The sequence below is a fragment of the Streptomyces sp. NPDC107528 genome (assembly GCF_055639295.1).
The window spans coordinates 333,358-358,035 of the sequence record NZ_JBVKAV010000004.1 but is presented as its reverse complement, the minus strand read 5'-3'; the positions used below and the strand labels follow the sequence as shown (position 1 = coordinate 358,035).

Annotated in this window: 22 protein-coding genes; 10 read left to right on the top strand and 12 right to left on the bottom strand. The window is 70.2% G+C overall.

What is annotated here, in order from left to right:
• Positions 1–44: 44 nt before the first annotated feature.
• Positions 45–947, bottom strand: coding sequence for a D-alanyl-D-alanine carboxypeptidase family protein (locus ACZ7L5_RS15305; protein ID WP_471517024.1), 903 nt, complete (start codon positions 945–947; stop codon positions 45–47).
• Between the two features lie 209 nt (positions 948–1,156).
• Here ACZ7L5_RS15305 and ACZ7L5_RS15300 point away from each other — a divergent pair, with 209 nt between their 5' ends.
• Positions 1,157–1,819 carry a GntR family transcriptional regulator gene (locus ACZ7L5_RS15300; protein WP_471517023.1) on the top strand — a complete coding sequence of 221 codons (663 nt, stop codon included), beginning with the start codon at positions 1,157–1,159 and terminating at the stop codon, positions 1,817–1,819.
• Entirely contained in the window at positions 1,816–3,129 is a 1,314-nt protein-coding gene (locus tag ACZ7L5_RS15295; RefSeq protein WP_471517022.1) for an MFS transporter, read from the top strand. The genes ACZ7L5_RS15300 and ACZ7L5_RS15295 overlap by 4 nt, the downstream gene beginning before the upstream one ends.
• 12 nt (positions 3,130–3,141) lie before the next feature.
• Here ACZ7L5_RS15295 and ACZ7L5_RS15290 read toward each other — a convergent pair whose 3' ends face one another.
• Positions 3,142–3,942 carry an SAM-dependent methyltransferase gene (locus ACZ7L5_RS15290; protein ID WP_471517021.1) on the bottom strand — a complete coding sequence of 267 codons (801 nt, stop codon included), beginning with the start codon at positions 3,940–3,942 and terminating at the stop codon, positions 3,142–3,144.
• 132 nt (positions 3,943–4,074) lie between these two features.
• On the bottom strand, positions 4,075–4,899 hold the full coding sequence (locus ACZ7L5_RS15285) for a maleylpyruvate isomerase family mycothiol-dependent enzyme (protein ID WP_328880467.1): 825 nt from the start codon (positions 4,897–4,899) through the stop codon (positions 4,075–4,077).
• Positions 4,900–5,093: 194 nt separating this feature from the next.
• Between ACZ7L5_RS15285 and ACZ7L5_RS15280 the strand changes: the two genes are divergently transcribed.
• The gene (locus ACZ7L5_RS15280; RefSeq protein WP_471517020.1) at positions 5,094–5,888 is read left to right on the top strand and encodes a carbon-nitrogen family hydrolase; all 795 of its coding nucleotides are present in this window, start codon (positions 5,094–5,096) and stop codon (positions 5,886–5,888) included.
• Positions 5,889–5,929: 41 nt separating this feature from the next.
• Here the strand turns inward: ACZ7L5_RS15280 and ACZ7L5_RS15275 are convergent, their stop codons facing one another.
• Together ACZ7L5_RS15275 and ACZ7L5_RS15270 are read right to left on the bottom strand one after the other, a co-directional pair.
• Positions 5,930–6,430 carry an LURP-one-related/scramblase family protein gene (locus ACZ7L5_RS15275; protein WP_328880465.1) on the bottom strand — a complete coding sequence of 167 codons (501 nt, stop codon included), beginning with the start codon at positions 6,428–6,430 and terminating at the stop codon, positions 5,930–5,932.
• Entirely contained in the window at positions 6,427–7,431 is a 1,005-nt protein-coding gene (locus ACZ7L5_RS15270) for a helix-turn-helix domain-containing protein (protein ID WP_471517019.1), read from the bottom strand. The genes ACZ7L5_RS15275 and ACZ7L5_RS15270 overlap by 4 nt, the downstream gene beginning before the upstream one ends.
• Positions 7,432–7,482: 51 nt before the next feature.
• On the opposite strand from ACZ7L5_RS15270, the gene ACZ7L5_RS15265 reads away from it, so the two are divergent.
• A complete protein-coding gene (locus ACZ7L5_RS15265; protein WP_471517018.1) occupies positions 7,483–7,929 on the top strand; it encodes a cupin domain-containing protein in 447 nt (148 codons plus the stop codon).
• Positions 7,930–7,959: 30 nt separating this feature from the next.
• A complete protein-coding gene (locus ACZ7L5_RS15260) occupies positions 7,960–9,828 on the top strand; it encodes a thioredoxin-like domain-containing protein (protein WP_471517017.1) in 1,869 nt (622 codons plus the stop codon).
• Here the strand turns inward: ACZ7L5_RS15260 and ACZ7L5_RS15255 are convergent.
• The 4 genes from ACZ7L5_RS15255 to ACZ7L5_RS15240 form a co-directional block, all read right to left on the bottom strand.
• Complete coding sequence (locus ACZ7L5_RS15255; RefSeq protein WP_328880461.1) at positions 9,816–10,064, bottom strand: DUF6458 family protein; 249 nt, start codon at positions 10,062–10,064, stop codon at positions 9,816–9,818. The genes ACZ7L5_RS15260 and ACZ7L5_RS15255 overlap by 13 nt on opposite strands.
• A gap of 65 nt (positions 10,065–10,129) precedes the next feature.
• Positions 10,130–11,428 carry a M18 family aminopeptidase gene (locus ACZ7L5_RS15250; RefSeq protein ID WP_471517016.1) on the bottom strand — a complete coding sequence of 433 codons (1,299 nt, stop codon included), beginning with the start codon at positions 11,426–11,428 and terminating at the stop codon, positions 10,130–10,132.
• Positions 11,429–11,593: 165 nt separating this feature from the next.
• Positions 11,594–13,420, bottom strand: a complete 1,827-nt coding sequence (locus tag ACZ7L5_RS15245) for an acyl-CoA dehydrogenase (protein WP_365055555.1) — start codon at positions 13,418–13,420, stop codon at positions 11,594–11,596.
• Positions 13,421–13,547: 127 nt separating this feature from the next.
• Positions 13,548–14,402, bottom strand: coding sequence for an intradiol ring-cleavage dioxygenase (locus ACZ7L5_RS15240; RefSeq protein ID WP_471517015.1), 855 nt, complete (start codon positions 14,400–14,402; stop codon positions 13,548–13,550).
• Positions 14,403–14,592: 190 nt separating this feature from the next.
• Between ACZ7L5_RS15240 and ACZ7L5_RS15235 the strand changes: the two genes are divergently transcribed.
• Positions 14,593–15,066 (top strand): SseB family protein, encoded by a 474-nt coding sequence (locus tag ACZ7L5_RS15235; protein WP_328880457.1) that lies wholly within the window; start codon positions 14,593–14,595, stop codon positions 15,064–15,066.
• A gap of 46 nt (positions 15,067–15,112) precedes the next feature.
• On the opposite strand, the gene ACZ7L5_RS15230 is transcribed toward ACZ7L5_RS15235, so the two are convergent.
• Positions 15,113–15,634: a hypothetical protein gene (locus tag ACZ7L5_RS15230; protein ID WP_471517014.1), complete on the bottom strand. Its 522-nt coding sequence runs from the start codon at positions 15,632–15,634 to the stop codon at positions 15,113–15,115.
• Between the two features lie 60 nt (positions 15,635–15,694).
• Positions 15,695–16,426: a TetR/AcrR family transcriptional regulator gene (locus ACZ7L5_RS15225; RefSeq protein ID WP_471517013.1), complete on the bottom strand. Its 732-nt coding sequence runs from the start codon at positions 16,424–16,426 to the stop codon at positions 15,695–15,697.
• A 132-nt stretch (positions 16,427–16,558) separates the two neighbouring features.
• Between ACZ7L5_RS15225 and ACZ7L5_RS15220 the strand changes: the two genes are divergently transcribed.
• The 3 genes from ACZ7L5_RS15220 (at position 16,559) to ACZ7L5_RS15210 (ending at position 20,537) form a co-directional block, all read left to right on the top strand.
• A complete protein-coding gene (locus ACZ7L5_RS15220; RefSeq protein ID WP_471517012.1) occupies positions 16,559–18,112 on the top strand; it encodes an MFS transporter in 1,554 nt (517 codons plus the stop codon).
• 191 nt (positions 18,113–18,303) lie between these two features.
• Positions 18,304–19,284, top strand: coding sequence for a pirin family protein (locus ACZ7L5_RS15215; protein ID WP_471517011.1), 981 nt, complete (start codon positions 18,304–18,306; stop codon positions 19,282–19,284).
• Positions 19,285–19,433: 149 nt separating this feature from the next.
• Positions 19,434–20,537, top strand: a complete 1,104-nt coding sequence (locus ACZ7L5_RS15210; RefSeq protein WP_471517010.1) for an AI-2E family transporter — start codon at positions 19,434–19,436, stop codon at positions 20,535–20,537.
• On the opposite strand, the gene ACZ7L5_RS15205 is transcribed toward ACZ7L5_RS15210, so the two are convergent.
• On the bottom strand, positions 20,462–22,666 hold the full coding sequence (locus ACZ7L5_RS15205) for an ATP-binding SpoIIE family protein phosphatase (RefSeq protein ID WP_471517009.1): 2,205 nt from the start codon (positions 22,664–22,666) through the stop codon (positions 20,462–20,464). The genes ACZ7L5_RS15210 and ACZ7L5_RS15205 overlap by 76 nt on opposite strands.
• 190 nt (positions 22,667–22,856) lie before the next feature.
• Between ACZ7L5_RS15205 and aspS the strand changes: the two genes are divergently transcribed.
• Positions 22,857–24,620: an aspartate--tRNA ligase gene (aspS, locus tag ACZ7L5_RS15200; protein ID WP_471517008.1), complete on the top strand. Its 1,764-nt coding sequence runs from the start codon at positions 22,857–22,859 to the stop codon at positions 24,618–24,620.
• Positions 24,621–24,678: the final 58 nt, after the last annotated feature.

Sequence of the window (24,678 nt, the reverse complement as noted above, 5' to 3'; positions counted from 1 at the left end):
ACTGAGGGGCCCGCGGAAGCGGGCCCCTCAGTCATGTCCACGCGTCAGCTGATCCTGGCGTAGCCGTAGTTGATCAGCTTCTTCACGTCCGCCGTGCGGTTGGCCTCCGAGGAGGCGGTCAGCACGGCGCCCATGACCTGCTCGCCGTTCATCGTGGCGGCGAAGACGAGGCAGTACTTGGCCTCGGTGCCGGAGCCGGTCTTGATGCCGAGCGTGCCGTTCCAGCCGAGCAGCGCGTTGGTGTTCTTCCACGCCGCCATCGTGCGGGTGGAACCGGTCTTCGTGATCGTCTTGGCCGTGTACGACTTGGTCTTCACGACGGTCTTGAACGTGGAGCTCTTCATCACGCTGCGGGCGAGCTTCGTCAGGTCGCGCGGCGTCGAGGCGTTGGAGCCGTTGCTTATGCCGTCGAAGGAGTCGAACTTCGTGTTCGTCATGCCCAGGCTCTTGGCCATGGTGTTCATCTTGCCGATGAAGCTCTTGGTGCGGGCCGAGACCGTCGAGCCGGAACCGAACTTGTCGGCGAGGGCCATCGCGGCGTCGCAGCCGGAGGGCAGCATCATCCCGTACAGCAGCTGACGGACGGTCACCTTGTCGCCGACGATCAGGTGGGCCGTCGACGGGTAGCCCTTGCGGACCATGTAATCGCTGACCTCCTTCTTGATCGTCACCTTGGTGTCCAGGTTCAGGTTCGACTGCGACAGTACGACCTTCGCGGTCATGATCTTCGTGGTGGAGGCGGTGAGCCTCTTGGTGTCAGCGGCCTTGGTGAAGAGCGTCGTGCCGGTCGCGCTGTTCATCAGGTACCCGCCCTTGGCGGTGATGGAGGGCGCCGTCACGGCCTGCGCGGGAGCCGCGGTGAGGGCTCCGGTCACGAGCACGGCGCCGGTCGTGACGGCGACGGCTGCGGCTCTGCGCACGCGGAGGCCCTTGGTGGCGGTTATCAACTTAAATACCCCGATTACGTCGAATGCCCCGAAAGTGCGGCCGAGTTGGAAGGGGAAGAAAGTGGGGCCGCACGTGTGTGACACGTAATTAACACAGAAGGTTGTGCACCAGATGCGGCAGGTGCCGCGTCTTTACCCAGGGATTCCTTTTGGGGTCCGCATGGTGGACGCCGACCGCCATGCGTACGTGTTGTATCTATGCTGTGGCCATGCCTTCCGCCCCACCCGCCCCGCTCAGGCAGCCACCCGCCGCCGACCGCGTCTACAGCCACGTCAAACAGGGCGTCCTGGACCGCCGTTACGAGGGCGGCACCCTCCTTACCGAGGGCGAGCTGGCCGAGGCCGTGGGGGTCTCGCGCACCCCGGTGCGGGAGGCGCTGCTGCGGCTGGAGGCCGAAGGGCTGATCAAGCTCTACCCGAAGAAGGGCGCACTGGTCCTGCCGGTCTCCGCACAGGAGATCAAGGACGTGGTGGAGACGCGGATGCTTGTGGAGGAGCACGCGGCGCGCAAGGCCGTCCCCGCGCCCCCCGGACTCATCGAGCGCCTGGAGGAACTGCTCGCCCGGCAGAAGGCACAGGCCGCCGCCGGTGACCTCGCCGGTGCCGCCGTCACCGACCGGTGCTTCCATGTGGAGATCGTCCGCAGCGGCGGCAACGAGATCCTGTCGCGGCTGTACGACCAACTGCGCGACCGGCAACTGCGCATGGGCGTGGCCGTCCTGCACTCCCACCCCGACCGGATCGCCAAGACCCTCGTCGAGCACGAGGAGATCCTGCAGGCCCTGCGCTCGGGGGACGCCGAGGAGGCCGTCGGGATGGTCCACCGGCACATCGGCTGGTTCTCGCATCTGGCGCGGGGTGAGGAGCGATGAAGGCTGCCGCGTTGCCGGGCGGTCCTCCCTCAGAGGGGTCACCCCCGGGCGGCCGCCGCGCCGTCGCCATCTGGGGCATCGGCGTCTCGGTCTACTTCGTCGCCGTCATCTTCCGTACGTCCCTCGGGGTCGCCGGCCTCGACGCGGCGGACCGCTTCCACGTGAACGCCTCGGCCCTGTCGACGTTCTCGATCCTCCAACTGCTCGTCTACGCGGGCATGCAGATACCCGTCGGCCTGCTGGTCGACCGGCTCGGCACCAAGAAGGTGCTGGCCATCGGCGTGGTGCTGTTCACGGCGGGCCAACTCGGCTTCGCCTTCTCGCCGTCGTACGGCACGGCCCTCGCCTCGCGCGCCCTGCTGGGCTGCGGCGACGCGATGACGTTCATCAGCGTGCTGCGGCTCGGCACCCGCTGGTTCCCGGCCCGACGCGGCCCGCTGATCGCACAGCTCGCGGGCCTTGCGGGCATGGCGGGCAACCTCGTCTCCACACTGGTCCTGGCGCGGCTGCTGCACGGGGTGGGCTGGACGGCGGCGTTCGCGGGCAGCGCGGCCGCCGGTGTCGTCGTACTCGTCCTGCTGCTCCTGTTCCTCAAGGACCACCCCGAGGGGCACGAGCCGGAACCGCTCGCGCACCGGGGGTCGGCGTACGTACGACGCCAGATAGCCGCGTCCTGGCGGGAGCCCGGCACCCGTCTCGGGCTGTGGGTGCACTTCACGACGCAGTTCCCGGCGATGGTGTTCCTGCTGCTGTGGGGCATGCCGTTCCTGGTGGAGGCGCAGGGGCTGTCCCGGGCGACGGCCGGTGAACTGCTTACCCTGGTCGTCCTGTCGAACATGGTCGTGGGCCTCGTCTACGGCCAGGTCGTCGCCCGGCACCACGAGGCGCGGCTCCCGCTGGCGCTGGGCACGGTGGGAGCGACGGCGGTGCTGTGGGCGACGACACTGGCCTGGCCCGGTGCGACGGCGCCGATGTGGCTGCTGATCGTGCTGTGCACGGTGCTCGGGGCGTGCGGGCCCGCCTCCATGCTCGGCTTCGACTTCGCGCGGCCGGCGAACCCGCCGGAGCGTCAGGGGACGGCGTCCGGGATCACCAACATGGGCGGGTTCGTCGCCTCGATGACGACACTGTTCGCGATCGGCGTGCTGCTCGACGCGACGGGGGACGACTACGCCGTCGCCTTCTCGGCGGTGTTCGTCCTCCAGGCCCTGGGCGTCAGCCAGATCCTGCGGCTGCGCGGGCGCGCGGCGCGCAGGGAGCGGGAGCGGCTGGTCGCCAGCAGGGTGGAGACCGTACACGTGCCGGCGTAGCCGGAGGGGACGTCAGCCGCGTACGGGCACGAGCGTGAGGTAGGCGATCCCGAGCACCCCGCGGTAGCTCATCCACTGGGCGCGATGCCGGTCGAGGCGCTCGCGCGTCTCGGCCGCGAGCGGGTGATCCGGGTGTTCGGCCAGCCAGATCTCGACGTCCGCCTGGTACGCCGACTCGAACTCCTCCCACTCACCGAGGGTCGCCGTCTCCGTCCACTCCGGGCGGAAACCGGCGTCGACCACGAGGTCGAGCAGGGTCGCGAGGTCGTGGTGGTCGGTGGGGGCGGCTCCGGGCCACATGCCGGAGAGCTCGGCAGCCGTCGGGGTGCGCTGCCAGAAACCCTCCCCGAGCAGTACGCGTCCGCCGTCGGCGACCAGGCGGCGCAGTTCGCGCAGGGCGTCCATGAGGAGCTGGGGCGGCTCGGCCGAGCTCAGGGCCTGGCTCGCCCCGACGCACAGCACCAGGTCGGCCGGACCGCGTGCGGTCCCGACCGCGGACTCCTCGACGAACTCGGCCCGGCCCGCCAGCCCTCGGTCCTCGGCAAGGCGGCGGCCGCGTGCGAGATCCTCGGCCTTGATGTCGATGCCGACCCCCGTCGCGTCGGGCGCGGCGGACAGGACGCGCAGCATCAGCTCGCCCCAGCCGCAGCCGATGTCGAGGACCGACGTGGGGTTCGTGCGGGTGAGCCGCTGGACGAGGCCCTGCGCCCGTGCCTCGGACAGCGGACCGTGGAAGGTCAGCCGGGTGAGGCGGGGCGGTTCGTCGGTACGGTGGCCGGGGGCGGCCTCGGTTGCAGTTGTCGTGTCAGTCACGGCAGGCACGCTAACTCGGCGTTCCCTGCCGCCGACAGCGAATAACGGGCAGCCGCCTCCCGGCACTCGGCGCCCGCCTTCCGGCACTCGGCACTCGGCACCCGGCGCCCGGCGCCCGACGGGATTGGATTCCTACGGCGTGACCGTGAAGTTCCGCAGGATCGCCGCGGTCAGGTCCGCGTCGCCCTCCGACTTCAGCCGGTCCGCCGCGGCCTCCGGCGTGATGCGGCCGCAGGCCAGGCGGACGTAGGTCTCCCAGTCGAGGGTGAGGGTGGCGGCGGGGCCCAGCGCGGGGGCCGTTTCGAGGGTGCCGCGGCCCTGGATGTCGATGCGGATCGTGCGCAGGAACTCGATCGGACCGTGCACGTCGAGGACGATCGCCGAACTGCGGGGCGCGTCCGCCTTGGTGGCGATGATGTCGGGCAGCTTGGACAGCAGGACGTCACGGGCGACGTGCGCGCCGGGGGAGTCGAGGTTGCCGGGGCGGCCGAGGGCCGCGCGCAGGTCCTGTTCGTGGACCCAGATGTCGAACGCGTGGGTGCGCATCGACTCCTCGAGGGTGAGCTCCGCCCCCAGCGGGCCGCGCACCTTCGTGCCGGGGTCGCGGGACTCGTTGCGCAGCTGGCGGTTGCGGCGGATGACCGTGTACTCCAGCTCGGACGTCATCTCCGGCGCCGTGTGGTGGCGGCGGACGTCGACCTGCATCTCCATGTAGCGCTGGCTGTCGTTCGTGACGTGGAAGAGGTCGCGCGGAAGCGTGTGGATGGGACGCGGGTCGCCGAGCATCTCGCAGTCCAGTCCGATGACATGGGACACGACGTCGCGGACGGACCAGCCGGGGCAGGGCGTGCGCCGATTCCACTCGCCCTCCACAAGCGGCGTCACCAGCTCGGATATCGCTTCGATGGAGTGGGTCCAGGCGTCGGCGTAGGGCTGGAGGGTGGGATGCAGACTCACGGAAACGGGACCCCTCGGCGGTTGGAACGTCGGTACGCGGGCAGGTTGTGGCGGCGGTGCCAGTGGGCGGCGGCGGGTGTCTTGAAACGCTAAGTTACGCTGCTGTGAGGCACCCCGGCAGTGCTTTCGTGTGACGATCGTAGGCCCCGCGTGGATGCCCGTGTGGACCGCTCGAATGCCAGGACGGTGGTAGTGTGCGCGCCTCTCTGCTTCAGATCGACGTCAATGAGGGCGAATCGGTCGAATCGCGTCGGCTGAGGGTCGCCTCGCTCGTGCGGGAACAGGCGGGCGCGGATCTGGTCGTCCTGCCCGAGCTGTGGACCACCGGGGCGTTCGCCTACGAGGACTTCGGCAGCGGGGCCGAGCCGCTCGAAGGGCCCACGCACGAGGCGATGGCGAAGGCCGCGAGCGACGCGGGCGTGTGGCTGCACGCGGGCTCGATCCCCGAACGGGACCCTGACGGAGCGCTCTACAACACCTCTCTCGTCTTCTCCCCCTCGGGTGATCTGGCCGCCGCATACCGCAAGATCCATCGCTTCGGCTTCGACAAGGGCGAGGCGGTGCTGATGGGCGCGGGCGACGAACTGGTGACGGTCCGGCTGCCCGAGACGACCCTTGGTGTGGCCACGTGCTACGACCTCCGCTTCCCCGAACTCTTCCGCGGCCTCGTCGACGCCGGCGCCGAGACCCTGGTCGTCCCGGCGGGCTGGCCGGAGCGCCGCCGGGCGCACTGGACGCTGCTGGCTCAGGCGCGGGCGGTGGAGAACCAGGCGTTCGTGCTCGCCTGTGGAACGGCCGGGACGCACGCGGGAGTTCCGCAGGCCGGTCACTCGATCGTGGTCGATCCGTGGGGCGAGGTGCTGGCGCAGGCCGGTGCGGGGGAGCAGGTCCTCACGGTGGAGTTCGACCCGGGGAAGGTCGCGGTGACGCGGGATCGGTTCCCGGCGCTCAAGGACCGGATGCTGGGGCTGACGCCGCCGCGTCGCTGACGCCGTACCGTCCCCCTCCCCCCCCCGGGGGCAGCCATCCGTCAGTCGTCGTCCCCTCGCTCCTTCTCCGCCAGGTGGATCACGCACACCGCCACCGCGATCAGCAGCGCCGGATCCGCGTCGTCCCGTACGACGTCCACGCCGTAGGTCTCCCGCACGTGCAGCCACCGGCGGGATACGACGGCCAGCAGCTCGCCGTCGTACTCGACGGCGAACTCGCGGTCGAGGATCTTGCCGCTGACGTCGAGTTCCGTGCTGCCGTCCGCCAGGGACACCCGGTAGTGGTTGCGCAGCAGGGACAGCCGCTTGCGGCGGATCGTGGCGAGCGGTTCACCGGCCCGCTCGATCACCATCGTGTCGCGCAGGGCGAGCATCTTCTGGTGGATGTCGATGAGGACGCGCCCCTGGGTGTCCTTCAGCTCGAAGGTGTCCCGCAGCCGCATCGCCTTGCCGTCGACGAGGAACACCTTGTTGCCCCGGTCGTCCTCGATCCAGTAGTCGTCACCGAAGCCGAGGAGCCGGTCGCGTACGAGGAATCTCATGACACGAGGGGTTCCCCGCCGCCCGGTCCGAAACGCCGTCTGTAGGCCGACGGGCTGAGTCCCGTGTCGCGGCGCACGCGCGCGCGTAGGTTCGCCGCGGTGCCGAGCCCGCACCTGGCCGCCACCACGTCGAGCCGTTCCTCCCCGCGCTCGATCAGCCGGCACGCCAGTGCCACGCGCTCCCCCGTCAGCCAGGCCAGCGGGGTCGTCCCGAGCTGCGCCCGGAAACGGCGGTGCAGGGTGGCCGGCGACACCGCCGCCCGCGCCGCCAGGCCCGCCACCGTCAGCGGCTCGCCCAGCCGCTGCTGCGCCCACGCCAGCAGGGGCGCCAGCGACTCGTCCGGCACGTCCGGCACCGGCCGCTCCACGAACTGCTTCTGCCCGCCGTCACGGTGTGCGGCGAACACGAGCCTGCGAGAGACCGCGTTGGCGACTTCGGCGCCATGGTCGCGCCGTACGACATGCAGGCACAGGTCGAGCGCTGCGGCGCTGCCCGCGGCGGTCAGGATGTCGCCCTCGTCGACGAAGAGCACGTCCGGTTCCAGCAGGACCTCGGGGTGCAGCGCGCGGAAGGTGTCGGCCCAGCGCCAGTGGGTGGTGGCGCGGCGTCCGTCGAGCAGCCCGGCCTCGGCGAGCGCGAAGCTGCCGGTGCACAGGCTCATGACGCGGGCCCCGCGCGCGTGGCTGCGCCGGATGGCGTCGAGCACGGCGGCGCCGCGCGGCACGACGTTGTCCGGACGGCCGGGCACGACGAGGGTGTCCGCCGCGTCGACCGCCTCCAGTCCGGGCACGCCGGTCAGCGTGAAGAAGCCGTGGTTCATCCGGACCTCGGGCGTGGGCGTGCACAGCGTCACGTCGTACAGCGGCCCGGCGAGGCCCAGCTCGGGCCGCGGCAGTCCGAACAGCTCGGTGGCGACGCCGACCTCGAAGGGGTTGGTGCCCTCGTCGACGATCACGGCGACGCGGTGCGCCGAGGGCTGCTGAGAGGATCCTTGCGCCATATGCGATTCCTAGCACTCGTGCGGCGCGGGTACCACCCGCACGATGAGCGCATGGAACCCATCTCCCAGCCCGTCTCCCGGCCCGTCTCCCAGCCCGTCTCCCAGCCCATCTCCCAGGCCATCTCCCTGGAAGAGGCCCTCGCCTCCTTCACGCAGACCTGGAGCCCCCGGATCGTCACGGCCGTCAACGACTACGACGTCCGCGTCGCCAAGGTCGACGGCGAGCACGTCTGGCACGTCCACGACCACACCGACGAGTTCTTCCTGGTCCTGGACGGCGAACTGCACATCGCCCTGCGCGAGCCCCAGGGCGAGCGCACGGTCGTCCTCCCCAGGGGCGCCGTCTTCACGGTCCCCCGCGGCACCGAACACAAGCCGTACGCCCCCGCCCCCACGGCCATCCTTCTCTTCGAACCCACGGGCACCCTGACCGTCGGCGACCACCACGACGAGGTTCCGGACCATGTGGACGCGACCACCGGGCATGCGCTGACCTGACTGTCAGTGGCCGGTGGCACCCTGGGGGGCATGAACGACTCCGCACCTCGACGCGTCCGCGTCCGCGCCCCCGAGCTGGTCGGCGACGGCGGCTGGCTGAACACGGGCGACCGCTCGTACTCCCTCGTCGACCTGCGCGGACGCATCGTCATCCTGGACTTCTGGACCTTCTGCTGCATCAACTGCCTGCACGTCCTGGACGAGCTCAGAGAGCTGGAGGAGAAGCACCGGGACACGGTGGTCGTCATCGGTGTCCACTCCCCGAAGTTCGTCCACGAGGCCGAGCATCAGGCCGTCGTCGATGCCGTGGAGCGGTACGGCGTCGAGCATCCGGTGCTCGACGACCCCGAGCTGGCCACCTGGAAGCAGTACGCGGTGCGGGCGTGGCCGACGCTCGTCGTGATCGATCCGGAGGGGTACGTCGTCGCGCAGCACGCCGGGGAGGGGCATGTGCATGCGATCGAGCGACTCGTGACCGAGTTGGAGGCCGAGCACGAGGAGAAGGGGACGCTGCGGCGCGGGGACGGCCCGTATGTCGCGCCGGAGCCGGAGCCGACCTCCTTGCGTTTCCCGGGCAAGGCACTACTGCTGCCGAGCGGGAACTTCCTGGTCAGTGACACCACCCGGCATCAGCTGGTGGAGCTGGACGCGGACGGGGAGACGGTCGTGCGCCGGATCGGTTCCGGCACGCGCGCCTTCGCCGACGGTCCGGCCCGCACGGCGGCCTTCAGCGAGCCGCAGGGCCTCGCCCTCCTCGACGGGACGACGGCCGTCGTCGCCGACACCGTCAACCACGCTCTGCGCCGCCTCGACCTCGCCACCGGCGAGGTCAGCACGCTCGCGGGCACCGGCAGGCAGTGGTGGCAGGGCTCGCCCACGTCCGGTCCCGCGCGCGAGGTGGACCTGTCGTCACCGTGGGACGTGGCCGTCTTCGCCGGGAGGGTGTGGATCGCCATGGCCGGCGTCCACCAGCTGTGGGCGTACGACCCGGCCGACGGCACAGTGTCCGTCACAGCCGGCACGACCAACGAGGGCCTGGTCGACGGTCCCGGCGCCGAGGCCTGGTTCGCCCAGCCGTCCGGCCTCGCCGTATCCCCCGACGGGGAGCGTCTCTGGCTCGCCGACTCCGAGACGAGCGCCCTGCGCCGGGTCGAGCTCGACGGCACCGTCCACACCGCCGTGGGCACCGGCCTGTTCGACTTCGGGCACCGCGACGGTGCCGCGGAACAGGCCCTGTTGCAGCACCCGTTGGGCGTGACCGCTCTGCCCGACGGCTCGGTCGCGATCAGCGACACCTACAACCACGCCCTGCGCCGCTACGACCCCGCGAGCGGCCAGGTCACCACCCTGGCCACGGATCTGCGGGAGCCGTCGGACGCCGTGCTCGTCGGGGACGAGATCGTGGTGGTGGAGTCGGCCGGGCACCGGCTGACCCGGCTGCGCCTGCCGGAGGAGGCCGTGCGCGTGGATGCGGTCGCCCACCGCACCCGGCGCGCCGCCACCGAAGTCGCCCCCGGCAGGCTTCAGTTGGACGTGATCTTCCAGGCGCCGGCAGGCCAGAAGCTCGACACCCGATACGGCCCGGCGACGCGGCTCCTGGTCTCCGCCACCCCGCCCGAGCTGCTGCTCTCGGGCGAGGGTGCGGACACCGGTCTCGCCCGCACCCTCCACCTCAACCCCGAGATCGCCGAGGGCGTCCTGCACGTCTCGGCGATGGCGGCGTCCTGCGACACAGCATCCGACAGTGGCTCCGCCGCGGGTTCCGCCAACGAATACCCCGCCTGCCACGTCCATCAGCAGGACTGGGGTGTGCCGGTCCGCGTGACCGGGACCGGCGCGGACCGGCTCCCGTTGGTGCTCGCCGGGATGGACAGCGGGGCGGAGTCTCAGACGCCGTAACCGTCGCTGTAGCCGTCCCTCCGATGCTGGGGCTCCTGGCCGACGACCGGTGTCGTCGGCGGGACCACCACGCGCTTGCGCCTGGCGATGCTGCTGAACGTCGTGACGCCGATGAGCCCCACGATCATGAGGATGATCCCGACCAGGTCGAGATTGACCCCCTCCATCTCCCAGTCCGTTGCAAACGTGAGGATGGCTCCTGCGGCGATGAGGATGATGCACCCGCCGAGGCCCATGAGTTGTCGCCTCCCTGTCCGGTCCGGTGGTTCCGGTCGGAGGCGGGTACCCCACCGCCCGGGAACTACCCCTCCAGGAACGCCACCAACGAGTTCGCCAGCAGCCACGGGTCTTCCGCGCCGCACAACTCCCGCGCGCTGTGCATGGAGAGGATCGCCACGCCGATGTCGACGGTCTTGATGCCGTGCCGGGCCGCGGTGATCGGGCCGATCGTCGTGCCGCAGGGCATGGAGTTGTTGGAGACGAAGGACTGGAAGGGCACGTCGGCCTTCTCGCAGGCCGCCGCCCACACCGCCCGGCCCGAGCCGTCGGTCGCGTAGCGGTTGTTGACGTTGACCTTCAGGATCGGCCCGCCGTTGACGCGCGGGTGGTGCGTCGGGTCGTGGCGCTCCGCGTAGTTGGGGTGGACCGCGTGGCCCGTGTCGGAGGACAGACAGACCGTGCCGGCGAAGGCCCGCGCCCGGTCCTCGTACGACCCTCCGCGCGCGAACACCGAGCGCTCCAGGACGCCGCCCAGCAGCGGGCCGTCGGCACCCGTGTCGCTCTGCGAGCCGTTCTCCTCGTGGTCGAAGGCGGCCAGCACCGGGATGTACGGCAGTGCGGCGCCCGAGCCGGCCACCGCGGCCAGCGCCGCGGTTCCGGCGTGGACCGAGAGCAGGTTGTCCATGCGCGGGCCCGCGACGAGTTCCTTGTCGCGGCCCAGGTAGGCAGGCGGCTCCACGGAGTGCACCATCAGGTCCCAGCCGGCGACCTCGCCCGCCGCGAGCCCGGCCGTCTCCTCGAGGAAGGCGATCAGATCGCCGTCGCGCACATCGCTGCCAAGGCCCCAAATGGGCTGCAGATGCCGCTGCTTGTCGAGCTTGAGCCCCTCCGCCGACACGGAACGGTCCAGGTGGATGGCGAGTTGGGGGACGCGCAGCAGCGGCCGGTCCACGTTCACCAGCTGTGTCGTACCGTCCCGCAGCGTCAGCCGGCCCGCGATGCCCAGGTCGCGGTCGAGCCAGGAGTTGAGGAGCGGTCCGCCGTAGATCTCCACGGCCACCTGCCGCCAGCCGTGCGCACCGGTGTCGGGCAGCGGCTTCACGCGCAGGTTGGGGGAGTCCGTGTGCGCGCCGACGATCCGGTACGGCGTGTGGGGCGCCGCGCCCTCGGGGACGTACCAGGCCACGATCGCGCCACCGCGCAGCACGTACTTGCCGCCGCTCGTTCCGTCCCAGGCGTCCGTCTCCGAGACCTGCCTGAATCCGGCCTTTTCCAGCCGTTCGGCGGTGTTCGCCACGGCGTGGTACGGCGTCGGGCTCGCCGCCAGGAAGGACATGAGGTCGTCGGTGTGGCCGCGGTCGAAGCGGGGGGGTTCGCTCATGGGTTCACCTTAACGACGTACGAGGGCCCGCTCCCGGTGAAGGGGAGCGGGCCCTCGTAAGGGCGATGTGGAATGTCCGTGAGTGACTGGAACAGGTGGCTTGAAAGGGGCGGTGGCGGCGTCCCTTCGCCGCCTTCGCCGCCTTCGCCGAGTGGAAGGGGCCGACTAGAAGGCGGCCTCGTCCAGCTCCATCAGGTCCAGCTCGACGCCCTCGGCGAGCTTGCGCGCGCCGGTGACGCCCGGCAGGACGTTGGCCGCGAAGAACTTCGCCGCCGCGATCTTGCCGGTGTAGAAGGCCTTGTCCTTGGCGGAGGCCGTCTCCAGCTTCTCGGCGGCGACCGTGGCGCCCTTGAGCAGCAGGTAGCCGACGACCACGTCACCGGAGGCCAGCAGCAGGCGGGTGGTGTTCAGGCCCACCTTGTAGATGTTCTTGACGTCCTGCTCGGTGGCCGCGAGGTCGGTCAGCATCAGACCGACGATCGCCTCCAGCTCGACGGCGGCCTTCGCGAGGTGCTCGCGGGCTCCGGCCAGCTCCTCGCCGCCCTCACCGAGCGCCAGGAACTTCTTGATGTCCTCGGCGAGCGAGTTCAGCGCGGCGCCCTGGTTGCGGACGATCTTCCGGAAGAAGTAGTCCTGCCCCTGGATCGCCGTCGTGCCCTCGTACAGGGTGTCGATCTTGGCGTCGCGGATGTACTGCTCGATCGGGTACTCCTGGAGGAACCCGGAGCCGCCGAAGGTCTGCAGCGACTGGGCGAGCTGCTCGTAGCCCTTCTCGGAGCCGTAGCCCTTCACGATCGGCAGGAGCAGGTCGTTCAGGGCCTCCAGCGTGGAGGCGTCCTCGCCGGCGGCCTCCTTGACCTGGATCTCGTCCTGGATGGACGCCGTGTAGAGCACCAGCGCGCGCATGCCCTCCGCGTACGCCTTCTGCGTCATCAGCGAGCGGCGGACGTCGGGGTGGTGAGTGATGGTGACCTTGGGCGCGGTCTTGTCCATGAAGTTCGCCAGGTCCGGACCCTGGACGCGCTCCTTGGCGTACTCCAGCGCGTTCAGGTAGCCCGTCGACAGCGTGGAGATCGCCTTCGTGCCGACCATCATGCGGGCGAACTCGATGATGCGGAACATCTGGCGGATGCCGTCGTGCTTGTCGCCGATCAGCCAGCCCTTGGCGGGGTGCTGGTCGCCGAAGGTCATCTCGCAGGTGTTGGAGGCCTTCAGGCCCATCTTGTGCTCGACGTTCGTGGCGTAGACGCCGTTGCGCTCGCCCAGCTCGCCGGTCTCGAAGTCGAACAGGTACTTCGGGACGAGGAAGAGCGACAGGCCCTTGGTGCCGGGGCCGTGGCCCTCGGGGCGGGCGAGAACGTAGTGGAGGATGTTCTCCTCCATGTCGTGCTCACCGGACGTGATGAAACGCTTCACGCCCTCGATGTGCCAGGAGCCGTCCTCCTGCTGGACCGCCTTGGCGCGGCCGGCGCCCACGTCCGAGCCGGCGTCCGGCTCGGTGAGGACCATGGTGGAGCCCCAGGTCTTGTCGACGGCGATCTGGGCGATCTTCTTCTGGACCTCGTTGCCCTCCTCGTAGAGGATGCCGGCGAACGCCGGGCCGGAGCAGTACATCCACACGGCCGGGTTCGAGCCGAGCAGCAGCTCCGCGTACGCCCAGATCAGGGAGCGGGGGGAGGTGGTGCCACCGATGGCCTCGGGCAGGCCGAGACGCCAGTACTCGGAGTCCATGAAGGCCTTGTAGCTCTTCTTGAAGGACGCCGGGACGGGCGCGGTGTTCGTCTCGGGGTCGAAGACCGGCGGGTTGCGGTCGGCGTCGGCGAAGGACTCCGCCAGCTCGTTCTCCGCGAGCCGGGTCAGCTCCTCGAGGATGCTCTTCGCGGTCTCGACGTCCATCTCCTCGAACGGACCCGTGCCGTACAGCTTGTCGCGTCCGAGTACCTCGAAGAGGTTGAACTCGATGTCGCGGAGGTTCGACTTGTAGTGCCCCATGGTCACGGCTCCGTAGAGGGTCGGCGAGGCACTTGGTTCCTCGCGCTAGTTCACGTACCAACAAGTAGCTACGATGATGCTACCCGTCAGTAATAAGACGCAACCCCGATCCGCAATCTGTGACAGGTCACACCGGAACCGTCAGTGTCGCCGTGTAACCCTCCGCCGCGTTGCCCTTCATCGCGGCCAGCTGCCGGTCGTAACCGTCGCTGAAGATGCCGTCCGTGTCCAGGGAGAGGCTGCTGAGGTTGCGCATGCTCTCGTCGTAGCCGTCCGTGGCGTAGACCGTGTCGCAGACGTCCTTCGGGAAGGCGAGCTGCGAGGTGCTGGTGATGGACGTGGCCGCCGTGGCGTCCGTCAGGCTGCCGTAGACCTCGAAGTGGATGTGCGGCCAGCGGCCCGCGTAACACCCGGGGAAGATGCTCCGGAAGGTGACCTGGCCCGAGCCGTCGGCCTCCTGGACGCCGCGCAGCCAGTTCTCGTCGGTGACGCCCTCGGAGTACAGCGAGTAGTCGCCCGCCCGGTCGCAGTGCCAGATGTAGACCGCGGCGCCCTTCTTCGGCGTCCCGCACCCGGAGGCGGCGTCGACCACCGTGAGAGTGACGGTCAGGGGCACGCCCTCGGCGGTGCCGCCCGCGGAGTCGCCGAAGCTGCTGGTGATGTCGCTGCGGACGACACCGCTCTCCTTGAGGACGTTCACGCCGTTCGAGCCGTCGCCGGGGAAGGGCCCGGCGGTCTCGTCCGGGATGGTCGCGCACTCGGCGGACGACGCGGACGACGACGCGGAGCCCTTGGCGGAGGAGGCCGAGGACGACGCCGGAGTCCCGTCCTGCGAGGTGCAGCCCACCAGCGGGACCAGGCTCGCGCCCGCCACCAGCCGGATCATGCGCCGGCGGGCGAGGACGGGAAGGTCGTACGAGAGCCCTCTGTCGTGCTCGTGGACTCCGCCGACGTGGACCTCGTCGGCGTGGTGTCGGCCCATGGCTGTCCCCTCGCTGGTGCGGTGCCGTTCAGGCACCCCTGCCGATACTCCCGATACGACAGACGCTAGTGAGGGACGGCTGTCGGAAGGCAGTACGACGGCTGTCAACTCGCTGTCGGTTTTGCCCGAGCCGTCGAAGCGGCCCCGGTACCGGCCCGCTCTCCCCACCGCTCTCGGTACGCTTGCGTCCATGTACGGCTACGACCAGAACGTCGGCGCTCAGCAGCAGTACGCCTCGCCGCAGCAGCCCATGGCCGGCGGCGTCGGCGGCTATGGCCAGCAGCCTCCCCTGTACCCCGAGCCGTCACCGCCCTCGCTCGCGGACGCGGTGCGGGCCTTCACCACCGGGCAGATGTCCGCCGAGGACTTCCAGCAGGTCTTCGCGACGTCGAAGGTCTACTGCCCGCGCGGAGACAACCCGGGCTTCCTCGCCCTGCACAACACCCAGCAGCCGGTGATCCCGATGTTCACCTCGCTGAAGGAGCTGCGCCGGTACGCGGGCAAGGAGTCCAAGTACTTCGTCATCACCGGCGCCGAGGTGATCGACCTGCTGCCGACCGGCTACGGCTGCGTCCTCGACATGGAGGGCGAGCACCGCATGGTCTTCGACGCGAAGGCCGTGGAGCAGATGGTCGAGTTCGCGATGCGGCGCATGTACGGCTGACCTGCGCCCTGTCCCGGTTTCCGGACGCGGTGGGTGCCGCGGGCCGTCACCGGTCGGCAGTGGCCCGCGGATCGACCTCGCAGCGAGCGATCTCGTCCAGGGGCCCCGCGCCGGCCATGGCCCGGCGGTAGGTCGTCGTGTCCTTCGCGGGCACCGACACTTGATCTCGCGTGTCGATCATGGTGAAGCCGTGCTCGTCCTTGAAGCTGATCTTCACGGTGAAGACGGCGTCGCGTGCGTTCGGATTTCTGATGTCGACAATCGCGTACGGATCGTCCGTGCTCGCGCAGCTGATGAGCACCGCGGTGCCGTCCTTCAGGGGCCGGGCGGGTTCGCTGGCGAGGGACGCCGTGGGGGTGGAACGGCGAGTGGGCTGCGCGAGGTGCGTACCGCCGCCGCTGCCACCGGTACTTGTCCCGGAGTCATGCGCGTCACTGCCGGACGAGCCGCCGGCCGAACGGGAATCGCCGCGGCCCTCGTGACCACAACCCGACGAAAACCCGGTCAGGGCCAGCACGGCCATCGCCGCCACCGCCGTGAATCTGCTTCCGGGCACCCGCGTGTACATGCCGTCACCCTATCCACGGCCGTCGCACCTGCCCCGGCGACGGTCGAGCGGCGGCCCGTCTCACCTGAGCCGTAGCGCCAGGCCGTCGAGGACGATGTCCAGGGCATGGGCGAACTTGGCGTCGCGCAGCGCGACGGGGTCCGTGGTCACCCGTGCGGTCTCTGCGTACCCCCGGGCCAGGTGCTCGTGTTCCGCGACGGCCTGCTGAGCGGCGGGCATGAGGCGGGCGATGAAGTCGGCCTCGGTCTCGCCGGAGCGGGCGACCGTGATGAGCCAGGCGCCCTCGGTGGTGCTCATGCCGATGACGTACGACAGGACGGCGTCGATCGCGCCGTTGGGGTCCTGGAAGCCGGCTGCCGTGAACAGAGCGGCGAGCCGCTCCGAGTACGACATCAGGTTGGGGCCGAGGTAGGCCAGCCCGGCCTGGCCGAGAACCGACGACAGCCACGGGTGCCGTAGCGCCGTCGTACGGAACGAGTGGGCCGCCTCCGCGACCGCCGTGCGCCAGTCGGGGCTGTCGGCCGGCGGTACGTGGATCTCGGCCGCGACCTCGTCCACGGCCAGCTCCATCAGCTCGTCCTTGGTGGCGACGTGCCGGTAGAGGGAGGCGGCGCCGGCGTTGAGCCGGGTCGCGAGCTTGCGCATGCTCAGCGCCTCGACACCCTCCGCGTCCAGCATGGCGATCGCCTCACGCACGATCGTGGCGCGGCTGAGCGCCGGCTGGTCGGACTCGCGCTGGGGGCGGGCCCAGACGGAGGGGATGGAGCTCTGCTTCGTCGTCCTGGCGGCCATCGGCACTCCTTCGCATCCCTGCGTACATCGTTCGCATCAAGCGTACAGGAATCGGTAGTTGCGAACACTGTTCCTTTGTGCGTACAGTGTTCGCATCGAAGGAACGGTGTTCACGAAGCCGGGGAGAGCGTCATGGAGGGGAACGTCATGGACGTCAAGGAAACGCGTGATCCACGCCGCTGGTGGATCCTGATCGTGCTCTGCCTGAGCACGCTCGTGCTGGTCGTCGACAGCATGGCGCTGACCGTCGCGGTGCCCGTGATGACCGGGGACATCGGGGCGAGCGCCCAGGACACCCAGTGGATCCTGGACTCCTACATCCTGGTCTTCGCCGGCCTCCTGCTCACCTCCGGCAGCCTGGGCGACCGGTTCGGGCGCCGGAAGGTGATGCTGATCGGGCTCCTGCTCTTCGGGGCGGCCTCACTGGTCGCGACCTGGTGCACCAGCCCCGGCGAGGTGATCGCCGCACGCGTCGCGATGGGTGTCGGCGGGGCCCTGATCATGCCGTCCACCCTGTCGATCCTCATCACCGTCTTCGACGAGGAGGAGCGCGGCAAGGCGATGGCGGCCTGGAGCTCGGTGTCCATGCTCGGCCTGGTCGGGAGCCCGGTGCTGGGCGGCGTCCTGATCGACCACTTCTCCTGGCAGTCGATCTTCTTCATCAACGTGCCGATCGTGGCGCTCGCGATCGTCGCCGCCCTGGCGCTGATGCCGGAGTCCAGGGCGCCCTGGCAGAAGGCGGACCCGCTGGGTGCGGTGCTGTCGGCGGTCGGGATGACGGCCCTGGTCTGGTGGATCATCGAGCTTCCGCAGCACGGTGCGCTGGGCGGGCGTTCCACGGTCACCCTGGTGGCGGCGGTCGCCTCCCTGGCCGGCTTCGTGGTCTGGGAGAACGTCACCAAGTCGCCGATGGTCCCGCTGGTCCTGTTCAAGCACCGCAACTTCAGCGGCGGTTCGCTCTCGCTGGCGCTCGTGCAGATCGGCAACGGCGGTCTGCTGCTGGTCCTCACCCAGTACCTGCAGTTCGTGCTCGGCTACTCGCCCCTCAAGGCGGGCCTCGCCTTCCTGCCGCTGGCGATCACCGCGCTGCTCGGCAACGGCGTGGGCGTCAAGCTCGCCGCGAAGTACGGCAACAGGTGGGTGATCCTCGCGGGGATGCTGGTGATGGTGGCCTGCTTCGCCCTCATGGCCACGGTCTCGGCGGACTCCGGTTTCACGGTCCCGGCGGTGGCGCTCGGTCTGCTCGGCCTGGGCGCCGGCCTCGCGATGCCGGCCGCGGTCGGCGCGCTGATGGGCACCATCCCCGAGGACAAGGCGGGCGTCGGCTCGGCCCTGAACGACACCATCCAGCAGGCCGGCACCGCACTCGGCATCGCGATCCTGGGCTCGCTGCTGTCGAGCGGCTTCGCGGACCGGATGCCCGAGGGGGCGCCGGAGGAGGCGAAGCACTCGATCGCCGGGGCGGTGGCCGGCGGTGACGCCGGTCTGGTCGCGGCGGCCCGCGAGGCCTTCACCGCCTCGATGTCCACCACCTTCACGGTCAGCGCGATCGGTGTCCTGGCGGCGGCGCTGCTGGCGACGCTGGTGATGCGGGACGACCGGAAGAAGCCGGACGCCGCGGACGGCACGGCCGGAACGGACCAGTCGGACCCCACGGCCGGCAAGCGGCTCGAACCGGTCGTCTGACCTTCAAGTCCGCGCTCTTCCTGGCACACTGAGCCGCTCCCGCAACACCGGGTCCTTGTGATGAAGGCCGGCGCCCCCTCCGGGTGTCGGCCTTCGGCTGTGCCCGGAGGGAATGCCCTCCGGGTTCTTCCCGTTAGGGGTAGCAAGAAGTTCAATGCTCAACTAAAGTGGACGCACAAGGAGGTACCGACATGCCTGCAGTGACCGTCGAGAACCCGCTGACGCTGCCGCGCGTGGCCGCGCCCGCGGACGCCGTGGCCCGTCCCGTGCTGACCGTCACGACCGCGCCGAGTGGTTTCGAGGGTGAGGGCTTCCCGGTGCGCCGTGCGTTCGCCGGGATCAACTACCGCCACCTGGACCCGTTCATCATGATGGACCAGATGGGCGAGGTGGAGTACGCGCCGGGCGAGCCCAAGGGCACCCCCTGGCACCCGCACCGCGGCTTCGAGACCGTCACGTACATCATCGACGGGATCTTCGACCACCAGGACAGCAACGGCGGCGGCGGGACCATCACCAACGGCGACACCCAGTGGATGACGGCAGGCAGCGGACTCCTCCACATCGAGGCCCCGCCGGAGTCCCTCGTCATGTCCGGCGGCCTCTTCCACGGCCTGCAGCTGTGGGTGAACCTCCCGGCCAAGGACAAGATGATGGCCCCGCGCTACCAGGACATCCGCGGCGGCAACGTCCAGCTGCTCACCACCCCCGACGGCGGCGCGCTGCTGCGCGTCATCGCGGGCGAGCTGGACGGCCACCAGGGTCCCGGTGTCACCCACACCCCGATCACGATGATCCACGCGACGCTGGCTCCGGGCGCGGAGATCACGCTGCCGTGGCGAGAGGACTTCAACGGCCTCGCGTACGTCCTCGCGGGCCGCGGCAGCGTGGGTGCCGAGCGCCGCCCGATCCAGCTGGGCCAGACGGCGGTCTTCGGCAACGGCGGTTCCCTGACCGTCCGCGCCGACGAGAAGCAGGACTCCCACACCCCGGACCTGGAGGTCGTCCTCCTCGGCGGACAGCCGATCCGGGAGCCGATGGCCCACTACGGCCCGTTCGTCATGAACACCCGTGACGAACTCCAGCAGGCCTTCGACGACTTCCAGAAGGGCCGGCTCGGCACGATCCCGGCCGTGCACGGGATGAGCGCGGACGGCCCGTCCAAGGCCTGACCCGCCTGATCCGCGACACACGCCTGACCCGCCGACACGAGAAGGCCCGCCTCCGCCCCCCGGTGCGGCTGCGGGCCTTCCGTCGTCCCGTCACCCACCCGGTCCGCCCGCGCACGACAGCATCGCCCCGTGCATGATCCGCTGGAACCGTGCAGGCCCCCACCCCGCTGCTCCCCGATCCCGTACGGCGGCTCGCCGCCTGGTGCGTCGTCGTGTTGCTGGTCGCCGGGGTCGTCTACGTCGGGATCCGGCTGGCCGTGGAGTTCAGTACGGCCGTGGTGCCCGTCCTCCTCGCCATGCTCGGGACGGCGCTGCTCGGGCCGCTGCACCGGCGGCTGGTGAAGGCCAAGGTGAACCGGTCGGTGGCCGCCGCGCTCACCTGTGTCGCCGTGGTGGCCGTCGTGGGCGGGACCGTCTACATCGTCGCCGCCGCGATCGTCGACAGCGGGGACCAGATCGTCGCCTCGCTCAAGCAGGCGGGCCAGGACCTGGCCGAGCACTTCGGGGCCGCCGGAACCTCGCTGGATGACCTCGCCACCAACTCCAAGGAGCTACTCACCAAGTTCGGCGGGACGGCCGCCTCCGGGGTCATCAGCGGGGTCAGTGTCGTGGGCGAGACCATCGCCATCGCCGTGCTCGCGCTGCTGCTCGTCTTCTTCTTCCTGCGGGACTCCGACCGGGCCGCCGATGCCGTGCGGTCCGTGGTGCCCCGTAACAGCGGGGACCTCGTGGAGGCCATGGCCAGGCGCGCCTTCCGGGCGGTGGAGGGGTTCATGCGGGGGACCACCTTCATCGCCTTCATCGATGCCGTCTGCATCACCGTCGGACTGCTGATCCTCGACGTGCCGGGTGCGGTCGGGCTTGGTGCGCTCGTCTTCATCGGGGCCTACATCCCCTATCTCGGCGCCTTCATCTCGGGAGCAGTCGCCGTGCTGGTCGCGTTGGCCGACAGGGGTTTCGTCATCGCGCTGTGGGTGACGGGCATCGTGCTCGCCGTGCAGCAGCTGGAGGGGCATGTGCTGACGCCGGTGATCCAGAGCCGGACCGTCCAGATGCACCCGGCCGTCGTCATGGTGACGATCACCGCGGGGGCCTCCGTGGCCGGCATCCTCGGCATGCTGCTCGCCGTGCCGCTCACCGCAGCCGCCACCGCGGTCGTACACGAACTCAGGGAGCGCTACGGCGACTCGGAGCCCTCGGAGCCGTCCGCGCCCCCCGGCCCGCCCGCACCCCCGGCGCCCTCGGACTCGTAGAACTCGAACCAGATGCTCTTGCCCTCGCCCCGCGGGTCCACGCCCCAGGCGTGCGCCAGCAGCTCGATCAGCATCAGGCCCCGCCCGGACGACGCCAGTTCCCCGGGGCGGCGCATGTGCGGCAGGTCGTCGCTGGTGTCCGTCACCTCGACGCGCATCCGGCGGTCCCCCTGCTCGCCCCGCACCTCGGCCAGCAGCAGGGCGTCGGCGTCGGTGTGGACGAGGACGTTCGTCAGCGTCTCGGAGAGCAGCAGGACAGCCGAGTCGACCTGGTCGTCGCAGGCCCAGTCGTGCAGCAGCTCCCGCAGCTGCTGGCGGGCCACCGCGACCCGCTCCGGCTCGGCCTGCGCCACCGACAGCATGGTGCGCCGGACCGTCGGCTGTACGCCCACCGGGTCACCGCAGCCGCCCCCCTCCCCCTGCCGCCGCAACAGCAGTACCGCTATGTCGTCCTCGCGCCGGTCGGCGAGCGGGCCGGTGGTGTGGTGGGAGGACGGGCCGTGAACGGCCTGGACGAGGGCGTCGGCGAGTGCCTCCAGGTCGCCGTCGTGCTCCTCGAGGATCGCGCGGATGCGCTTCCAGCCGGTCTCCAGGTCGTGGCCGCCGGTCTCGATCAGGCCGTCCGTGCAGATCAGCATGGTCTCGCCGGGTTCCAGCGTGATCCGGGTCGTCGGGTAGTCGGCGTCCGGGTCGATGCCGAGCGGGAGGCCGCCGGCCGTCGGGCGGGCGAGCACCGTGCCGTCGATCATGCGGATCGCCGGGTCCGGGTGGCCGGCGCGGGCGATGTCCAGCAGCCCGGTCGTGGGGTCGACCTCGACGTACAGGCAGGTCGCGAAGCGCAGGTCGGTCGGGTCCTCGTCGAGGGAGCCGAACGTCATCCCGTGCAGGAAGCGCGAGGCGCGGGAGAGGACGGCGTCGGGGCGATGGCCCTCGGAGGCGTAGGCGCGCAGCGCGATCCGCAGCTGGCCCATCAAACCCGCGGCCCGTACGTCATGGCCTTGGACGTCACCGATGACGAGGGCGAAGCGGCCTTCCCCGGACTTCGTCCGGGAGGTGCCCCCAGGCAGCGGGATCATGTCGTACCAGTCGCCGCCGACCTGAAGCCCGCCGCCGGTCGGGACATAGCGTGCAGCCACGGTCATGCCCGGTATCTCGGGGCCCAGCTGAGGGAGCATCGAGCGCTGGAGGCCGTCCGTCAGCTCCCGTGCGGACTCGGCGGCCTCGGCGCGGGAGAGGGCCTGGGCGAGCATGCGGGCCACCGTCGTCAGCACGGACCGCTCGTCGGGCGTGAACGCGACCGGATAGGTGAACGCAGCCATCCAGGCGCCCATCGTGCGGCCCGCCACGGTCAGCGGCAGGAACGCCCAGGACTGCCGGTTGAAGTGCGCGGCCAGCGGCCAGGTGACCGGGTAGCGGTCCTTGTACCGCTCGGGTGAGGAGAGATAGACCGCACGGCCGGTGCGGACGACCTCGGCGGCCGGGTAGTCCGTCCCCAGGGCCATGTGTGTAAAGGGGCTTTCGTCGCCGGGCTGGTGGCCGTGATGGCCGATGATCGTCAGGCGATCGCCCGTGACGCCGAACACCGCGAGTCCGTCCGGTGAGAACCCCGGCATCGACAGCCCCGCCGCGACCCGCAGCACCTCCGCCGTCGACCGTGCCTCGGCCAGCGCCCGGCCCGCGTCCAGCAGGAACGCCTCCCGGGAGCGCCGCCAGTCGCCGGTGACCGCCGTACGGCCGGCCGAGGTGCCCGGCACCGGTTCGGTGACCTCCTGGAGGGAGCCCGTCACCTCGTACGACTTCTTCTCACGGTCGAAGGACGCATGGAAGCGGCTGCGGCCGAGCCGGATCACCCGGCCCCGCTCGTCCATGATCCGCACCCGTGCCTCACCGAGCGTGCCCTCGGCCACGGAGAGCTGGATCACCCCGCTGATCTCGTTCCAGTCGACCGGGTGCAGGCGGGCGCGCACCTGGGCCTGGCTGAGGGTGGCCTGTTCGGCGGGCAGCCCGAGCAGCCGTGCCGCCTCCGCGTCGACCGTGACCAGTCCCGTGGCGGTGTTCCAGTGCCACAGTCCGGTCGCGAGGGCGGCGAGAACCTCCCCCACGGCGGGCAGGGGCTCACCAGTGCGCATTGCCCCACTCTAAGAAGAGGTGATCGCACACTGCCACCGAAGCTGTATGGGACACCTGGTCGGGAAGGGGCCGCGGGCGCCGCCAAATGGTGGGGAGCCGATCTTGGGGTCCCCGGTAGGCTGGGGGGAGTTTCACGGAAAGTTTCACGTGAAACAGGCCCCCCGATCCGCGAAGACTGGATGAACGACGATGCATCGGTACAGGTCCCACACCTGCGGCGAGCTCCGCTCCTCTGACGTCGGCACCGACGTCCGACTGAGTGGCTGGCTGCACAATCGGCGCGACCTGGGCGGCATCCTCTTCATCGATCTGCGCGACCACTACGGCATCACGCAGCTCGTCGCCCGTCCCGGCACGCCCTCCTACGAGGCTCTCGACAAGCTCTCCAAGGAGTCCACCGTCCGCGTCGACGGCAAGGTCGTCTCCCGCGGCGCCGAGAACATCAACTCCGAGCTGCCCACCGGTGAGATCGAGGTCGAGGTCGGCGAGGTCGAGCTGCTCGGCGCGGCCGCCCCGCTGCCCTTCACGATCAACACCGAGGACGGGGTCAACGAGGAGCGGCGCCTGGAGTACCGCTTCCTGGACCTGCGCCGCGAGCGCATGCACCGCAACATCCTGCTGCGTACGTCGGTCATCTCGGCGATCCGCCACAAGATGACGGCGCTGGGCTTCAACGAGATGGCGACGCCGATCCTGTCCGCGACCTCCCCCGAGGGCGCCCGTGACTTCGTCGTCCCCTCCCGGCTGAACCCGGGCAGGTTCTACGCCCTGCCGCAGGCCCCCCAGCAGTTCAAGCAGCTGCTGATGATCTCCGGCTTCGACCGCTACTTCCAGATCGCGCCCTGCTTCCGCGACGAGGACGCGCGTGCGGACCGCTCGCCGGGCGAGTTCTACCAGCTCGACGTCGAGATGAGCTTCGTCGAGCAGGAGGACGTCTTCCAGCCGATCGAGCAGCTCATGACCGAGCTGTTCGAGGAGTTCGGCAACGGCCGCCATGTCACGTCCCCGTTCCGGCGGATCCCGTTCCGCGAGGCGATGCTGAAGTACGGCTCGGACAAGCCGGACCTGCGCGCCCAGCTGGAGCTCGTCGACATCACGGACGTGTTCGAGGGCTCGGAGTTCAAGGCGTTCGCCGGCAAGCACGTGCGCGCGCTGCCGGTGCCGGACGTCTCCGCGCAGCCCCGCAAGTTCTTCGACCAGCTCGGTGACTTCGCGGTCTCGCAGGGCGCCAAGGGCCTGGCCTGGGTCCGTGTCGCCGAGGACGGCTCGCTGACCGGCCCGATCGCCAAGTTCCTCACCGAGGAGAACGTCAAGGTCCTCACCGAGCGCCTCGGCCTGGAGGCCGGTCACGCCGTGTTCTTCGGCGCGGGCGAGTTCGACGAGGTTTCGAAGATCATGGGCGCGGTGCGGGTCGAGGCCGCCAAGCGGGCCGGGCACTTCGAGGAGGGCGTCTTCCGGTTCTGCTGGATCGTCGACTTCCCGATGTACGAGAAGGACGAGGAGACCGGCGCGATCGACTTCTCGCACAACCCGTTCTCCATGCCGCAGGGCGGCCTGGAGGCCCTGGAGAACCAGGACCCGCTGGACATCCTGGGCTGGCAGTACGACATCGTCTGCAACGGCGTGGAGCTGTCCTCCGGCGCGATCCGGAACCACGAGCCCGAGATCATGCTCAAGGCCTTCGAGATCGCCGGCTACGACCGCGAGACCGTCGAGGAGAAGTTCGCCGGCATGCTGCGCGCGCTGCGCTTCGGCGCCCCGCCGCACGGTGGCATCGCGCCCGGCGTCGACCGCATCGTCATGCTGCTCGCCGACGAGCCGAACATCCGCGAGACGATCGCCTTCCCGCTCAACGGCAACGCCCAGGACCTGATGATGGGCGCGCCGACGGAGCTGGAGGAGGCACGGCTGAAGGAGCTGCACCTGACGGTGCGCAAGCCGCAGCCCAAGTAGTCGGCTGAGCCAAGGGCCCGGAACCGTGATCGGTTCCGGGCCCTTTCAGGTTCCACAG

Excerpts from the sequence above, each read along its gene's own strand:
- ACZ7L5_RS15270 (WP_471517019.1), bottom strand. The coding sequence starts at position 7,431 with ATGGCGCAAGGATCCTCTCAGCAGCCCTCGGCGCACCGCGTCGCCGTG.
- ACZ7L5_RS15255 (WP_328880461.1), bottom strand. The coding sequence starts at position 10,064 with ATGGGCCTCGGCGGGTGCATCATCCTCATCGCCGCAGGAGCCATCCTC.
- ACZ7L5_RS15275 (WP_328880465.1), bottom strand. The coding sequence starts at position 6,430 with ATGAGATTCCTCGTACGCGACCGGCTCCTCGGCTTCGGTGACGACTAC.
- ACZ7L5_RS15265 (WP_471517018.1), top strand. The coding sequence starts at position 7,483 with ATGGAACCCATCTCCCAGCCCGTCTCCCGGCCCGTCTCCCAGCCCGTC.
- ACZ7L5_RS15205 (WP_471517009.1), bottom strand. The coding sequence starts at position 22,666 with ATGCGCACTGGTGAGCCCCTGCCCGCCGTGGGGGAGGTTCTCGCCGCC.
- ACZ7L5_RS15240 (WP_471517015.1), bottom strand. The coding sequence starts at position 14,402 with ATGGGCCGACACCACGCCGACGAGGTCCACGTCGGCGGAGTCCACGAG.
- ACZ7L5_RS15300 (WP_471517023.1), top strand. The coding sequence starts at position 1,157 with ATGCCTTCCGCCCCACCCGCCCCGCTCAGGCAGCCACCCGCCGCCGAC.
- ACZ7L5_RS15250 (WP_471517016.1), bottom strand. The coding sequence starts at position 11,428 with ATGAGCGAACCCCCCCGCTTCGACCGCGGCCACACCGACGACCTCATG.
- ACZ7L5_RS15235 (WP_328880457.1), top strand. The coding sequence starts at position 14,593 with ATGTACGGCTACGACCAGAACGTCGGCGCTCAGCAGCAGTACGCCTCG.
- aspS (WP_471517008.1), top strand. The coding sequence starts at position 22,857 with ATGCATCGGTACAGGTCCCACACCTGCGGCGAGCTCCGCTCCTCTGAC.
- ACZ7L5_RS15230 (WP_471517014.1), bottom strand. The coding sequence starts at position 15,634 with ATGTACACGCGGGTGCCCGGAAGCAGATTCACGGCGGTGGCGGCGATG.
- ACZ7L5_RS15245 (WP_365055555.1), bottom strand. The coding sequence starts at position 13,420 with ATGGGGCACTACAAGTCGAACCTCCGCGACATCGAGTTCAACCTCTTC.
- ACZ7L5_RS15260 (WP_471517017.1), top strand. The coding sequence starts at position 7,960 with ATGAACGACTCCGCACCTCGACGCGTCCGCGTCCGCGCCCCCGAGCTG.
- ACZ7L5_RS15295 (WP_471517022.1), top strand. The coding sequence starts at position 1,816 with ATGAAGGCTGCCGCGTTGCCGGGCGGTCCTCCCTCAGAGGGGTCACCC.
- ACZ7L5_RS15215 (WP_471517011.1), top strand. The coding sequence starts at position 18,304 with ATGCCTGCAGTGACCGTCGAGAACCCGCTGACGCTGCCGCGCGTGGCC.
- ACZ7L5_RS15220 (WP_471517012.1), top strand. The coding sequence starts at position 16,559 with ATGGAGGGGAACGTCATGGACGTCAAGGAAACGCGTGATCCACGCCGC.
- ACZ7L5_RS15225 (WP_471517013.1), bottom strand. The coding sequence starts at position 16,426 with ATGGCCGCCAGGACGACGAAGCAGAGCTCCATCCCCTCCGTCTGGGCC.